The sequence below is a fragment of the Paenibacillus sp. strain BS8-2 genome (assembly GCF_054483835.1).
In genome coordinates, this window is the sequence record NZ_CM137010.1 from 2,428,727 (window position 1) to 2,443,093 (window position 14,367).

Sequence of the window (14,367 nt, forward strand, 5' to 3'; positions counted from 1 at the left end):
TGTGGCATCTTTCGCATCCACGCCGATTAGGAGCCGTCCATTAGCAGCTTCAGTCGTGTTGTTCGGGGGGCTGATCGCATTGGTTCTCGGACTGTTTCTTTCCATCAATCTTGGAGCGGCTGACATCTCCTTCAAGGTTGTTTGGGAAGCGATCTTCCATTTCAATCCAGAGTTGACGGATCATCAGATTATTTGGGAGCTTCGCCTTCCGCGTGTATTAGGCGGGGCGCTGGTCGGTGCGAGTTTCGCGGTGGCGGGTGCGATCATGCAAGGCATGACACGAAATCCGCTTGCCGATTCAGGCTTGCTTGGTATTAACTCAGGAGCCGGCTTCATGCTCGCGATCTGTTTCGCTTTCTTCCCTGGCATGCCTTTCATGACGATTATCTTGTTCTCGTTCCTGGGAGCGGCGCTTGGCGCTGGGTTGGTTTATGGCATCGGGGCGCTTGCCAAAGGCGGACTGTCGCCAGCGAGGCTAATCTTGGCGGGCGCTGCATTAAGCGCATTGCTTAGCGCGTTGAGCGAGGGCATTGCCCTGTACTTCAAGATCGGGCAAGACATCGCATTCTGGTATGCAGGGGGCGTTGCGGGAACCAGATGGGAACAGCTGCAAGTTATGGCCCCATGGGTAGCTGGGGCGCTGGTCGTGGCGATCATTATATCCCGTTCCGTAACGATGCTAAGCCTCGGCGAGGATATCGCGCGAGGTCTTGGTCAACGGACTCAATTAGTCAAAGCGGTTTGTTCCGTTGTTGTACTTATTCTGGCCGGCTCGGCGGTAGCGGTAGTAGGCGCAGTTGGTTTCGTTGGTCTGATTATTCCTCACTTGACTCGTAAGCTGGTAGGGGTAGACTATCGCTGGATTATTCCTTGCTCGGCCATTCTTGGCGCGTTGCTTGTCCTCTTCGCAGATATCGGCGCTCGTATGGTCAATCCACCGGAGGAGACACCTGTCGGAGCACTGATCGCACTGATCGGCGTACCGTTCTTCCTCTATCTGGCGCGCAAGGAAAGGAGGGAGTTGTAGATGCATACCATTACTGCGGACTCCATCGAAAAAAGAAGAAAAAAACGTTCGATTCTCGTATTAAGCGTCGTTTCCATACTTATTCTCACAGCCTTTATTATTAGCATGAATACCGGCGTCATCAAGCTGACGCCTAGAGATCTCTTCATGACGATGTTCGGGCAAGGCACAGCTCGTCAGGAGCTTGTTTTATTCGAATTCAGGCTTCCTCGTATTGTTATCTCGATGCTGATCGGAGCGGGGCTTGCGCTGTCCGGCTGTATTATGCAAGGCATTTCGCGCAATGGCCTCGCTGATCCGGGCATCCTGGGCATTAACGCAGGTGCGGGACTTGTCGTCATGCTGTATGTTTCATATTTTCCTACGACGGCTAATGTGCCCGTGTTTTTCCTGCCGCTGCTTGCGTTCGGAGGAGCCGGATTGACGGCGCTGCTAATCTTTGTTCTGTCCTACAAGAAACACGAAGGCATTAAGCCAACCCGTCTCATACTGACAGGTGTTGCCGTTGCGGCTGGTATTAGCGCAGCAATGATTGTACTGACGTTGCGTCTTAACCCGGAGAAGTACCAAATGGTTGCGACATGGCTGGCAGGTTCGATCTGGGGGACGAACTGGAAATTCGTACTGGCGTTGTTGCCGTGGATACTCATTTTGATGCCTTATGTCTTCATGAAAGCACAGACGATGAACGTGCTTAACTTAAGCGATGCGACAGCTCGCGGACTTGGCGCGCATGTATCGCGGGAGCAATTTAAGCTGCTCGCTGCAGGGGTTGCGCTTGCGGCGTCATGTGTTGCCGTAAGCGGCGGCATCGGTTTTGTTGGTCTGATCGCACCGCATCTCGCCAGGAGATTGGTCGGTCCGAAGCATCAAGGTCTGCTGCCTGCATCTGCCCTTCTGGGCGCGCTGCTCGTGTTGACGGCCGACACCATCGGACGCTCGATCATGCAGCCTAGCGAAATTCCGACAGGCATTGTAACGGCTGTTATCGGGGCGCCGTACTTCTTGTATTTGATGACCAGGACGAGAGACTAGGGGGCAAAAGGCATTATGGCGTATGCGTACGAGGAATTGGCCAAATATTTTGCGGATACTTCGCTAGAGCTGTTCGGCGTTTTCCGTACGCAACTGGAAGGCAACCTGGTTTATGGCGGTCACATGGACAAGCCTACCGCCAAGTGCGGGCTTATTATAGCGCTTGAGGGCGAAGCGGAATTTATATTCGATGATGGGGAACGGTACTCGCTTACTCCAGGGAATGTGCTGATGGGCGGTGCCGGGAGGCATCTTGAGATCGTAGTAGGCGAAAAAAACTTTACGTACTGCCTCGTACATTATCTGCCGGTTGGGCACGAGGGAAGCTCGTATGATGGTGTGCGGCACATTCATTTGCTGCACACAGTGCTCGATCCGGAGCTGCTGCAGCTCGTCGATCAATTGGTTCAAGCGGCTGCCACGCCCGATTACATGGGACTGCTCGAGAAGAAGTCGCTCTACTACCAAATCGTTGCAAAGATTCTGCAGTCGGAACGGCATGGGCAGAATAAGGAAAGTTATCCTGTTATCGAAGATGCGATCCAGTATATCCAGTCGCACTTTATGGATCCCATCACACTGCCAAGCTTAGCGGAGCGTTATAAGCTGAAATCGAAGTACTTCTCGCATCTGTTTACGAAATATACGGGAACGGGCCCCATCGATTTTCTGATCCATTATCGTATGAACAAGGCGCAAGAATGGCTGCAGACGAAACAGTTTTCTGTGTCGGCAGTGGCTCGAAGCGTGGGGTACTCGGATCCGTATTATTTCAGCAGATTATTCAAAAAATATAAGGGAGTCGCCCCCAGCCAAGTCGGAATAACCGGCCGGGAACAGGATCATTAACGAGGTTTCATTTTGATGGAATGAAATGTTAATCGGCATAATGATCATCCTAGTGGACAATAGTCCATCCCGCGAACGGGAATTTCTCTATTCTCATCCTGCTCGGGGGATGGTACTGTTACATTTGTGAATGAGAATCGTTATCGTTCAAAAAGGGTGACAGAAGAGAGGATGTTTATCATGTTTAGTAAGACTAATAATTCGCGCAGTGTCTTGATGATGGGGTTGCTGGTACTGGTCCTGTTCTTGAGCGCTTGCTCAGGCAATGCGGGAAAAAATAATAACGGAGGAGCAGCAAGCGAAGCTCCTAGCCCATCGCCTACGAGCGAGGCTGTCCAAGAAGAGGGTGGTTATCCTCGTACGATCGAGGCGGCTAATGGCAGCATTGTCATCGAGAAGAAGCCGGAGCGCGTCGCTGTTGTTCATTGGGGTTATATCGAATCGATCTTGTTGTTCGACCTGAAGACATTGGGATTGGCACTGCCGTTCACCAAAGAAAATTCTTCGCTGGACTCGGAGAACTACAAGCCGTTCGTTGACAAAATCGGAGAGGTCGCGGTTGTAGGCGAGAACACGACCGTTAATATGGAGATGCTGCTGGAGTACGCACCGGATCTCATCATTGCGGGTAACGCGATTAACGCCGAAGTAACGGATCAGCTGGAGAAAATCGCGACGACTGTCGTGATAGATGAAGCGCAGACTGACGTATGGACGAACTGGCCGGCACTCGTGACCAAATTCGGCGAGATTCTGGGCCAAGAGGATGTAGCTTCGACATTCATCACTGCATTCGAAGAAAAGAAAAAGGCTGCGAAAGAAAAGCTTGCTTCCGTCGAAGGCGGCGTAGCATTCTTGCAAATTCGTGATACTGTCGCTTATCTGGGCGGAACCAAGACGCTCACACCGTATTATGATAATGGTATTGGCCTAAAGGGACCGGATGATCCCATTATGCTGGAGGGTGCAGAGATGTCGCTAGAGGGGCTTGCCGCGTTAAACCCGGATCATCTCTTCCTAGGATACTTTAACTACGACAACCCTGAAATGGCCGCTATTTCCGATGAGTGGGAAACAAACGAAGTATGGAAACAACTGAAAGCTGTCAAGAACGGTCATGTATACGGCTTTAATGGAGTGCTTGGCATGGGCTACGGACCAATCGGTCAAAGCTATGGCATCGACACAGTAGTTGAAGAGCTGACGAAGCAATAAAAACGACAAACGTAATCCAAGACGCCTTCTTCCCTAATAGGGAGAGGGCGTCTTTTTAATTGCGAATGGACCTCTCCCCGCATAATCTGGTCGATGTTTCAAGAGGTTTGTTCATTGTTTCACATCTTTGCCATGGGTAATGGGAATGAGTTGACATATGTACGAATAGGGTAAGCATATACGCTAGATTACTCATGATTATACAGTAGAAGGAGGCAGCGCGAATGGCGGTGGAATTAAAGACGAAGGAGAATATTCGGGGGATACGCATGGCTGGCAGAATCGTGGCGGCGTGTCACAAAGCGTTGTCGAAGCGTCTTGCGCCGGGAGTGACGACGCTTGAAATTGATCGATTCGTAGAGCGTTTCATGCTCGACAGAGGAGCGGTTCCCGCTCAAAAAGGGTTCAAAGGATATCCATACGCAACATGCGCATCGATTAACGATGTGGCATGCCATGGCTTCCCGGATGCGGAGCCGCTGGAATCGGGAGATATCGTAACGATAGATATGGTTGCGGATTTAGACGGGTGGAAGGCTGATTCGGCTTGGACCTACATTGTCGGCAAGTCCTCGTCAGCGACGGAGAGACTGCTTCGCGTTGCCAAACAAGCGATGTTCGAAGGGATCAAGCAAGCGCTGCCAGGCAACTACATTGGGGATATCGGTTATGCGGTGCAGACGTTGGCCGAGAGGGAGGGCTGCCAGGTTATTCCGATGTTTGTCGGACATGGCATCGGCCGCGATATTCACGAATTTCCCGATGTGGAGCATCAGGGACCGCCGGGGCAAGGCGTTAAGCTGGAGGAAGGCATGGTCATCACCATCGAGCCGATCATTACTTCGGGTAGACCGGAAATCTACTATGCCCGCAATGGCTGGGCGGCTAGAACGGTCGATGGCGCATGGACGGCGCAATTCGAGCATACGGTGGCCATTAGAAAGGATGGACCGATCATCCTTACGCGCTGGGATTGAGTCGTCATATGGCTCATACAATCGTTGCAAAGGAATGAATGCAAGAAGCCTCCGGCTTGCCGGAGGCCACTGAAAATCTGTGGCTTATACATGCTCAAGTATGGCACTACACAAAACAAAGGCTAATTCCATTCGTTATGAATGAGAATTAGCCTTTGTTTCTTTGGTATGCCAATTCTATTTCACTTCATTAACTTCAATATTCGCTTCACATTGACTGTGAATATCGCGACTGCACCTTGCATTTCCATACCTAATAGACCCGAGGTCTCAGCTACATCATACCCGTGTCTATGTTTCAGTTCACTATTCTTTGCTTCAATTTTATAGCGTTCTTTTGCTTTTTCCTTGAAATAGTCACTTTCCTGAAAGAGCTTTTGACCACTGTGTTCGGCTGATTTAATGCTAACCGAATAGGTCTTTGTCTTTGCTCCTTCTTTATAGCAGCCTTCTTTGAAGGGACATTGCTGGCATTTGCTTATATCAAAATAAAAAGTATTGACTTGGTTTTTTGCTACATTTTTTGTACCTGTTCTTGCCTTGCGAATGGCCAGGTGTCCTGCTTTGCACACGTACATGCCTGCATCCTTATTGAAATCAAATTCGTCCTCTTTACGACGAGCGCCATCTGAGATCATAGGGTTTAATTTGGATACCAATTTAAGTTCGTTTTCATTGGCATACTGAATATTATCCTTTTCTGAATAAGCGGTGTCCCCAATTACAGTATCAATCTCCATCCCCGTTTCGATACTTTTCTCAATTAACGTTTGTAATTGCTTTCCATCGTTCTTTTCGCCTGTCGTGATGATCGCAGCAGTAATGATTCGCTCCTCGTTCATGGCGATATGTGTTTTGTAACCAAAGAAAGAGGAGTCCGCTGTTTTGTGTCCTACACGTGCATCCGTGTCGTTTGAGCGTTGCAGTTGTTCATTGTGATCCGCTACGATTTCTTTCAAGTAGTTCAACTTTTCTTGAACCTTTGGATAGTGGCTGATGGCTTCTTCCTTTTCAACAGCCTCAATCACTTTTTGACAATACGCCAACTCATCGGCTATGTCGTTTGTCGTTGTTTTGGGCGGGAATTTCTCTTTCATCGATTCGTCGATTTGGTAGACAGCTTTGCGAAGTAATTTTGATTTTTCTATTAGGAATTCCTTCGGCGATTGCTGATTATATCTTGCTTTTGTGTGTGTCGCGTCTACGATGATTGATTTGCTTTTAATGAGTTCCTTCTCCAGAGCGATTTCCACTGTTTTCTGAATTAGCATGTCGAGCAGATTAATGTCTTTCAAGCGTAGCTTGCGAAACTTCGTTAATGAACTGGGATTGATAACCGCGTCTTCCGGGGCCATATCCAGAAAATATTTAAAGGACATGTCATATTTCGAACGCTCTACGACATCTACATCTGAAAAATCAAAGATGGATTTCAATAACAAATATTTAAACATCCGAATAGGGGGAACAGCATTTCGACCATTGTCTAAGCAATAATTCACTTCTAACTCTTCATGAATAAAAGAGAAATCGACAAGGTCATTAATCTGTCGGAGCATATTGTCTTTTGGGACAACGATATCGTATATGCCCATATATGGACTAAGATTTAAGCTTTGTTGATTTGAAATCATCTGGGTCACCGCCTGTTTTGGTTACCCCTATTATACAAGAAAACAAGATGCTCTTCCTCTTATATGTGGAAGAACACCTTGTTTTTAATTAAAGAACTTTTTCAGTGGCCTCGCTTGCCGGAGGCTTTTTTTGAAATTCTAAGCAGTTATAAGTATTTCACCTTGTTTATCAACCTACATCTCTTTGTAGTACTTGTAGCGGTAAAACGAATTGTAGCCAAGGACAAACAGATAGGCAAAAACGAGTTGCAATAACACAATAAGCTCAATACCCATTAAGGAAATGCCTAAAATCAAGGCGCCGAACACAAAAGTCATCATATCGAAGGCTTTCGCCTTTGCCCGATTGGTAATTGCCAAATTACGTTCGTCATTTTTGTCGATCACCAGCTGCTTCGCTGCAGCGGGATTCTTGTTCATCGCGTGTCGGACGACGATCTCTCCGATCCCGTGGCCGAACATGACACAACCAAGTCCGAAGCAGAGATAAGGCAACGACTGCAGCGCACCTTCCGGATCTTCGATGGTTTTGATGAAATAAACACTTCCTGCGAACAATGCCACGCCTATTAGAGTCAAAAGGTAATAACCAATCACTTTATTCATATCTGTTCGTCCTCCTCGTAAATAAAGATTTCTTCGATACTCATACCGAAATAACGAGCAATCTTGAACGCCAAAAGGATGGACGGGTTGTATCGACCATTTTCGAGCGAGCCGATCGTTTGTCTGGATACTTCTAGCGCACTTGCTAGTTCTTCTTGTTTGATGCCACGTTGCTTGCGGATTTCTTCTAGACGGTTGTTCATACGTTCCTCCTCGTAAGGAAAGCTAACTTTCCATATACGCAGTATAACGTCTAAGTGTTTAAATGTAAAGTGAACTTTCCATGATATACAGACTGACTGTAATATGGTTGTATAGAGTTGCCGATTGGACTAGTCGATTCCACGTAATGCTTTCGTAAGATTTATCTAATACAATGGCAATACAATCGTTCTTGGAAGGTTAGCTTTTCCTCTTATCATATAGTTCGCAGGCCAAGCGGCCATGACTATGGGGAGGATGATAACCAATGATCAACAGCAAAAAGTGGATGTGGGGTACAATGCTGCTCGGGGCGATGCTGGTGCTAGGTGCATGCAATGCGGAAAACGCAAATGATATGATGAACGACAACATGAATCACGAAGATCAGATGGAGTCTGAAAACATGATGGAAACAGACGAAATGATGGAATCGGATGATATGATGGAATCGGGCGATATGATGGAAACAGACGAAATGATGGAATCTAATGATATGATGGAAGAAACTGAAAAAATGGAGCCTGCAAATTCGGATATGAAATCCGGGATGTAAAAGTTTAATCGAAGATGTAGCGTTGTAACGGTATACAGGTAGAAGAGGTGATCGGATGGCTGCTCGAATCGTCGTTGCGGATGATGAACAGAATATTACAGATGTGTGCAAACGTTATCTGGAGCGCGAAGGATACGAGGTTTGGGCAGCCGCCGACGGGGAAGAAGCACTCTCTTTGTGGCGTGAGGTTAAGCCTGATTTGCTTGTGCTGGATCTTATGATGCCTAAGCTGGATGGACTTGGCGTTTGCGATGAGGTGAGAAGAGAAGGGGATACGCCGATTATTATGCTGACGGCGCGCGGCGAAGAAAGTGATCGCTTGCTGGGTCTGACAATTGGTGCGGACGATTATATGACCAAGCCGTTTAGTCCGAGAGAGCTGGTTCTACGCATTCGCAATATTTTAAGAAGAACGGGATTACATACAAAAAGCAGCGTTGATTTAAAAGGCGCCAAGCAGATGATTTACAATGGCTTAATGATCGTACCCGATCAACGAAAAGTGTTGGTTTCGGGAATGGAAGTAGAGCTTACCGCTAAGGAGTTTGACTTGCTGGAGCTTCTGGCAACGTATCCTGGAAAGGTATTTTCCCGCAGTCAGCTTTTGAATGCGATTTGGGATATGGCCTACGACGGTGACACAAGCACGGTTACTGTGCATATTCGCAGATTGAGGGAAAAAGTAGAGCCTAATCCATCGGATCCGACCTATATTAAAACAGTATGGGGAATCGGATATAAGCTGGATGTTTGTGTTGGCGGTGCATCTGTATGAAGCTGAGAACATACTTGCTCCTGGCAAACTGTATCAGTATTGCGGTTATTATCGTGCTGCTGTTTGTGTTCTTTCAATATATGCTGGTTACGAAACAACAGCTGATTTGGCTTGGAGCCGCCACGATCGGAGCAGGCGTTCTGTCGGCGGGTCTGCATTTTTTGCTTGTACGGCCGCTTGAAGCTGGTGTCAGGCGGATGAGAGACGGCGCGGCACAAGTCTCTTCGGGAAAGCTTGATGCGCGAGTGGCGGATTCGGGACTGACCGAGTTTAAAGAGCTTGCCGAGCAATTTAATGTCATGGGAGCAAATTTAGAGCGAAGCTTTGCCCAAATCAAAGCAGCGGAAAAAGCTCAGCGGGAGCTGGTTGCCAACATTGCTCACGATTTGCGCACGCCGCTTGCTTCCATACAGTCTTATGCCGAAGCGATAGAAGACGGCGTCACTCGGGATGACGAATCATTTCGTCAATATATAGCTACGATTAGGTCCGAATCGATTAGGCTTGGCGAGCTGATTCAGGATGTATTCGAATTCTCGACGCTGGACGCATCGAACCATGCCGGTGACAGACTGGATAGTTGGGATTCGAAAATGAAATCAAACATAGGTTTCGGTATTGAGCAAATCGAAGGTGTATATGTTGATCAGTTGCTAGTCGAGCTGCTTTCCAGATTCACGCCTCAGCTTAGCGCCAAGAAGGTGCAGATTAATGTGAAGATGCCGGAGCAGGCGCTTCAAGTTAACATGACAAGTCGAGCGCTTCTGCGAGTACTGCAAAACTTGATCGAAAATGCAATCCGTTATTCGCCGAATGGCGGGATGATTGTTGTGCAAGCTGCGAAATTAAAGGATGGATGGATTCGGGTGAGCGTATCCGACGAAGGGCCTGGCATTCCGGAAGAAGAACGCGAGAACGTATTTGAACGTTTTTATCGCATAGATCGTGCGCGTCGCCGTGAAGGAGGAGGCACAGGATTAGGCCTGTCCATCGCAAAACTGCTTGTTCAGCAGCATGGAGGACAGATTGGGGTAGAGCAGCCGCCTACAGGACATGGGAGCTTGTTTTGGTTTACAGTGCGCGGCGCATAGACGATTGCGGAATTCGAGAGGAGAGACCCAAACATGAACAAGCTATTGCAAAAGCTTCGAAAAGGCTACGGGAAAAAGCTCGTTTCCATTCATGCCTGGAATGGGTGGATCGTCGTTCTGCTGGCGTTGTCTGGGCTCGTGCTGCTTGGCGGGTTTTGGAGAGGCGTGTTAGGCGAAGCGAGAGTTTGGCTAAAAGAGTTCCATGTCATTGTTGGTATTGTATCGGTATTGCCCATCGCATATTACCTTGTCTTGGCGGGAAAACACTGGAAACAGCTGCGCGGCAAGCGAGGTCAAAAAGCGAATGTGCTTGTTGTGCTCGCATTTTTGTTCGGATGGCTGCTGTCCGGTTTATTGTTATGGCAATTTAAGCTTGTTGGTCCCGCTGTCTCCAATGCCGCTCTCGTTGCGCATGATGCATTGACCTGGATCGGTTTGCCGTACATTATCTACCACTCCATTACCAGAGCCAAATGGCTCAAGGATCCAAGCCGACGATCAGTGAGATCCGCTCCCCGTAAAGAAGAGCCGCTCCATCCGGCAGCGCCGCAGCCGCTATATACGCGCAGAGCCTTCATTCGCAGCGCGATCGGAGTAGGCTTGGCCGTCACGATCGGACCGTCCTTCATCAAATGGTTGGGAGATTCCTTTGGCGCCTCAGGCGGAAGCGGCAATATGGAGCTGCTGCTCGAAAACGACGCCAATCGGTTAATGCCAACCCCGATGCCAATGCCGGCATCTTCGCCGCCAATGGGCGGAGGCGCACAGGGACGATTTAGAGTATATACGGTGACTCCGATTCCTTCTTTCAACAATAATAATTGGTCGTTCAGAATCGACGGTCTTGTAGACAAGCCGATGGAGTGGAATTGGGAGACATTCGTGAAGTTGAAGCGCTCGGTGCAGGTAAGCGACTTTCATTGTGTAACGGGCTGGTCGGTTTACAAAAATACGTGGGAAGGCATTCCCGTTAAAGACATGTTAGCCATGGCAGGGGCTAAAGGAAAAGCGATGTCAGCGATTTTTTATTCCGGTGATGGCGTCTATACAAGCGGCATAACGCTGGAGCAGCTCGCAAATGATGATGCGATGATCGCTGTCATGCATGACGGTAAGCCGATCCCTAGTGATCTCGGGGGCCCGGTGCGGCTCATCATGCCTAAAATGTATGCGTATAAGTCGGTTAAGTGGCTTAACCGAATCGAGCTCATCGAAGGGGAACATATCGGCTACTGGGAAAAGCGAGGTTATGCAAACGAGGCGTGGGTGTAGCTTCTTGCAAAAGGGTGCCGGGAGGCATTTGGTGTAAGGCAGATGCCGTAACAAATTTCGTTGTCACCTTACAACTTCGCTTTGAGCTTGTTGCGAATTCTGCTCAGGGAAACCGGATTGATCGCGAGGAAAGCGGCAATCTGGTATTGAGGCACACGCTGCTCGAGACCGGGAAACTGCTCCAGCAAGAGGATATACCTTTCTTCGGCAGATAGCTCCACCATTTCGCGCTCCTTGCGTGACTTGGCGACAAAGAGCGCTTCGGCAAGCTTGCGGCCAAAGCGCTCCCAGCATGTATGTCGTGCATAAAGCTGCTCAATGGCCGCTTTGAAGATGGAAGCGCACATAGAGTCTTCGATCGCCTGAATGGATACAAAGGCAAGCTCATTTGTTAAATAAGCACGATAATCCGTGAAAAAGTGACCTCCTGTCACAAAACTTTTGATATGCTCGGAGCCCTCCTCGTTTTCGTAAAACATCTTCAGCAATCCCTCGCCGCAGAAATAAACATGCTCGCAATGATCTCCGCTATGTATGAGAAAATGCCCCTTTTTTACCTTTTTCCACTTGAGTTGATCCTGGAAGTATAGAAGCTCTTGCTCCGGAATTTCTGTGAAACGAAGCATGGCTTGTGTCAACGTTTGCGCTAGAAGTTCGTTCATGCTCTAAACTCCTCTCCTAGAATTATTGTCATTAACCTTTGTTAAGGAGACCGTTCTTGGCACTCCTTATAATAGGTGTAAGGTTATTGCTTATATTTACCATATCATATTCGGCGACCGGTGTATGGAGAATATTGGTGAACATGAGGAGAGTGCGGGATGAGAACAAAAAGCTGGTACATCATGACGGTGCTTGCAATGCTGGTAGCGGGTTATGCGATTGTGCAATACGTTGTTATAGGTGTCTGGAATGCGGGTTTTGTCATGCAAAAGCTAGAAGAGGCGATGCTTTCGAGGTTCTGGGATGCCGTCTTATATGTGCATATTGCCGGAAGTGTGGCGGCTCTTGTGCTTGGTCCGTTCAATCTGTTGACTTCGATCCGTAATCGCTACCCCAATCGGCATCGCATAATGGGACGTATCTATGTCGTTGGCGTAGGATTAGGCGGATTGTCCGGAATCTATCTTGCTTTCGAGGCGACAGGGGGCATGGTTGCAACACTTGGGTTCCTGGGCTTAGCCATTTGCTGGCTCTATACGGCTGCGCGTGCGGTTCAAACGATACGTTCGAGGCGTATAGCGGAACATCGGCGCTGGATGATTCGTAACTATGCGCTGACATTAGCGGCGGTCACGCTTCGACTGTGGCTCGGTTTGTTTGTTGCCTTATGGGGCGACGAAAATTTCACAACCAGCTATACCATCATCGCTTGGTTATGCTGGGTGCCGAATCTGTTAATTGCAGAATGGTTGTTATTTCGTATTATATATGGAATTGATAATGATTTTCAATTAAAATAAAAGAAAGGAAAAGGTCGGGAAGAAGGCACGCATATGAGCGATAAGGCAGCAGCGGTTAATGGAATGCAGATCGTTATAGAACCTCAATCCAATTGTGGGGGTACCATGGGAATGCCACAGCTTGTGCGCGTGGAGAAGGTGACTGCAGTGGTATTGGGCGAATCCACGGGAGAGTGGCATCGACTAGCTTTCGTTGTGACCGGCGAGGGGCAATTTTACGATGGCTTCAGCAGCAGGGCTTTTCGTCCGGGCAGCATATTCCTGCTGGCGCCGCATCGGGAATCCGAGTTTCACGAGACGAGAGGCACCGCGGAAATCATTGGTTTCTGATTCAGCCTGCCTGAGGACGAGAGCGACCGCTCGGCATATCGGCATGGGGAGCTTGCCTGCCTGCGCCACGGGAAGGTGCCGCAATTATGCGGAACGGTTATGGAGCGATGGACTAGCGGCGGTCCAGTAGGACGTTTTGGCGCGACGGCGGCTTTTTTGGAGCTGATGTATGTTCTTCTTGGGCAATCGCAACCGGATGAGTCTATCGGAACGTTGGAGGCGGTGCGCCGCACCAAGCAGTATATGGATGAGCATTATGGTGAGCCGATCACGGCGGAGGAGCTGTCCGCATCGGCGCATATCAATCCCAAATATTATATTACATTGTTTGGAGAGCTGTACGGCCAGAGCCCCATCAAATATCTGAACTAGGTACGAATGGAGAAAGCGAAGACCAAGATGCTCCGTGAGGGGGCCAGCATTAAGCAGATATCGAGAGAGGTTGGTTACTCGGACGAACTGTATTTTAGCAAAAAATTCAAGCATAACACGGGGCTGTCTCCGACGCTCTACATGAAGGGGCAGCATATGAGAATCGCCTCTTATAATTATCCCATTACGGGGCAATTGCTCGCGTTGCAAATTATGCCGCAGTCCGCCGCGTTGGATCCGGATTGGACGAGAAGCCCGCAAGAACGCACAAATGTTTCCGTCGACTACCTGCTGCAAGACGATTCGCATGATCGCAGGAAGGTGTGGGAGGCCAATGAACGGGTGCTGGTCGGCACGAAACCCGATCTCATAATCGGCGCCGATTATATTCAGGAGTGGGAACGGTCGAATCTGAAACAAATCGCGGACACACGAATCATCGACTGGTGCCGCTCCGATTGGCGCCTGCAGCTCGGCGAAATCGCCGACATCGTCTCCCGCCGCCCCGTTGCGGACCGCTGGCTGGAGGGCTATGACCACATGGTGCGGCAGACGAAGGAAGGTGTACGCGATGCGGTTAAGGACGATACGATCCTTCCGCTTCTCATTACAGAGTCTGACTATATACTGTTCGGCAGCCGCAATCTGGCGGATGTGTTATTTCACGATCTTGGATTGGTATCCGGCATGCAGGAAGCCAGCATCAGGTCCATCGCCCCGGAGGAGCTTGCGGTGTACGATGCGGCTCGCATCGTCGTATCCGTAGGGGAGGATGCGATCGCCCAAGCCAGATGGCGGGCACTGCAGCAATCTGAGCTCTGGAGAAGTCTCAGGGCCGTTAGGATGGGGCGTGTTCACCGGGTCCCGCTGGCGCCTTGGTTCGAGTACTCGGCTTTTGCCCATCAGCGGATATTGGAGTTGGCACCTTCTTTATTTTCGGAATTATGACCATCTCATTATCGGA

At 49.0% G+C, this 14,367-nt stretch carries 17 protein-coding genes; 13 read left to right on the plus strand and 4 right to left on the minus strand.

Annotated features, from left to right (window positions below):
• The first annotated feature begins 1 nt into the window (after window position 1).
• The 5 genes from ACX1C1_RS10655 to map all read left to right on the plus strand — a co-directional run bounded on the left by ACX1C1_RS10655 (window position 2) and on the right by map (window position 5,103).
• Complete coding sequence (locus ACX1C1_RS10655; protein WP_458957050.1) at window positions 2–1,027, plus strand: FecCD family ABC transporter permease; 1,026 nt, start codon at window positions 2–4, stop codon at window positions 1,025–1,027.
• Window positions 1,028–2,062, plus strand: a complete 1,035-nt coding sequence (locus ACX1C1_RS10660) for a FecCD family ABC transporter permease (protein WP_458957051.1) — start codon at window positions 1,028–1,030, stop codon at window positions 2,060–2,062.
• Between the two features lie 15 nt (window positions 2,063–2,077).
• Window positions 2,078–2,911: a helix-turn-helix transcriptional regulator gene (locus tag ACX1C1_RS10665; RefSeq protein WP_458957052.1), complete on the plus strand. Its 834-nt coding sequence runs from the start codon at window positions 2,078–2,080 to the stop codon at window positions 2,909–2,911.
• A gap of 180 nt (window positions 2,912–3,091) precedes the next feature.
• On the plus strand, window positions 3,092–4,126 hold the full coding sequence (locus ACX1C1_RS10670; RefSeq protein WP_458957053.1) for an ABC transporter substrate-binding protein: 1,035 nt from the start codon (window positions 3,092–3,094) through the stop codon (window positions 4,124–4,126).
• A 224-nt stretch (window positions 4,127–4,350) separates the two neighbouring features.
• The gene (map, locus tag ACX1C1_RS10675; protein WP_458957054.1) at window positions 4,351–5,103 is read left to right on the plus strand and encodes a type I methionyl aminopeptidase; all 753 of its coding nucleotides are present in this window, start codon (window positions 4,351–4,353) and stop codon (window positions 5,101–5,103) included.
• Window positions 5,104–5,285: 182 nt separating this feature from the next.
• On the opposite strand, the gene ACX1C1_RS10680 is transcribed toward map, so the two are convergent.
• The 3 genes from ACX1C1_RS10680 to ACX1C1_RS10690 all read right to left on the minus strand — a co-directional run bounded on the left by ACX1C1_RS10680 (window position 5,286) and on the right by ACX1C1_RS10690 (window position 7,546).
• Window positions 5,286–6,737 (minus strand): IS1182 family transposase, encoded by a 1,452-nt coding sequence (locus ACX1C1_RS10680; RefSeq protein WP_458953948.1) that lies wholly within the window; start codon window positions 6,735–6,737, stop codon window positions 5,286–5,288.
• A 174-nt stretch (window positions 6,738–6,911) separates the two neighbouring features.
• Window positions 6,912–7,343 carry a hypothetical protein gene (locus tag ACX1C1_RS10685; protein WP_458957055.1) on the minus strand — a complete coding sequence of 144 codons (432 nt, stop codon included), beginning with the start codon at window positions 7,341–7,343 and terminating at the stop codon, window positions 6,912–6,914.
• Window positions 7,340–7,546, minus strand: coding sequence for a helix-turn-helix transcriptional regulator (locus ACX1C1_RS10690; RefSeq protein WP_458957056.1), 207 nt, complete (start codon window positions 7,544–7,546; stop codon window positions 7,340–7,342). Before ACX1C1_RS10690 ends, ACX1C1_RS10685 begins: the two co-directional genes overlap by 4 nt.
• Window positions 7,547–7,812: 266 nt before the next feature.
• Between ACX1C1_RS10690 and ACX1C1_RS10695 the strand changes: the two genes are divergently transcribed.
• From ACX1C1_RS10695 to ACX1C1_RS10710, 4 genes are read left to right on the plus strand one after another with little or no spacing between them, the layout of a single operon-like run.
• On the plus strand, window positions 7,813–8,100 hold the full coding sequence (locus ACX1C1_RS10695) for a hypothetical protein (protein WP_458957057.1): 288 nt from the start codon (window positions 7,813–7,815) through the stop codon (window positions 8,098–8,100).
• Window positions 8,101–8,155: 55 nt separating this feature from the next.
• Window positions 8,156–8,875 (plus strand): response regulator transcription factor, encoded by a 720-nt coding sequence (locus ACX1C1_RS10700; protein WP_458957058.1) that lies wholly within the window; start codon window positions 8,156–8,158, stop codon window positions 8,873–8,875.
• Window positions 8,872–9,966: a sensor histidine kinase gene (locus ACX1C1_RS10705; RefSeq protein ID WP_458957059.1), complete on the plus strand. Its 1,095-nt coding sequence runs from the start codon at window positions 8,872–8,874 to the stop codon at window positions 9,964–9,966. The genes ACX1C1_RS10700 and ACX1C1_RS10705 overlap by 4 nt, the downstream gene beginning before the upstream one ends.
• Before the next feature lie 33 nt (window positions 9,967–9,999).
• A complete protein-coding gene (locus ACX1C1_RS10710; RefSeq protein ID WP_458957060.1) occupies window positions 10,000–11,238 on the plus strand; it encodes a molybdopterin-dependent oxidoreductase in 1,239 nt (412 codons plus the stop codon).
• A gap of 68 nt (window positions 11,239–11,306) precedes the next feature.
• On the opposite strand, the gene ACX1C1_RS10715 is transcribed toward ACX1C1_RS10710, so the two are convergent.
• Complete coding sequence (locus tag ACX1C1_RS10715) at window positions 11,307–11,900, minus strand: Crp/Fnr family transcriptional regulator (RefSeq protein WP_458957061.1); 594 nt, start codon at window positions 11,898–11,900, stop codon at window positions 11,307–11,309.
• Between the two features lie 159 nt (window positions 11,901–12,059).
• On the opposite strand from ACX1C1_RS10715, the gene ACX1C1_RS10720 reads away from it, so the two are divergent.
• From ACX1C1_RS10720 to ACX1C1_RS10735, 4 genes are all read left to right on the plus strand, one after another.
• Complete coding sequence (locus ACX1C1_RS10720; protein ID WP_458957062.1) at window positions 12,060–12,701, plus strand: DUF2306 domain-containing protein; 642 nt, start codon at window positions 12,060–12,062, stop codon at window positions 12,699–12,701.
• Between the two features lie 33 nt (window positions 12,702–12,734).
• On the plus strand, window positions 12,735–13,031 hold the full coding sequence (locus tag ACX1C1_RS10725; RefSeq protein WP_458957063.1) for a hypothetical protein: 297 nt from the start codon (window positions 12,735–12,737) through the stop codon (window positions 13,029–13,031).
• A gap of 99 nt (window positions 13,032–13,130) precedes the next feature.
• Window positions 13,131–13,403: a helix-turn-helix transcriptional regulator gene (locus tag ACX1C1_RS10730; protein WP_458957064.1), complete on the plus strand. Its 273-nt coding sequence runs from the start codon at window positions 13,131–13,133 to the stop codon at window positions 13,401–13,403.
• 6 nt (window positions 13,404–13,409) lie between these two features.
• Window positions 13,410–14,351 carry an ABC transporter substrate-binding protein gene (locus ACX1C1_RS10735; RefSeq protein WP_458957065.1) on the plus strand — a complete coding sequence of 314 codons (942 nt, stop codon included), beginning with the start codon at window positions 13,410–13,412 and terminating at the stop codon, window positions 14,349–14,351.
• Window positions 14,352–14,367 lie beyond the last annotated feature (16 nt).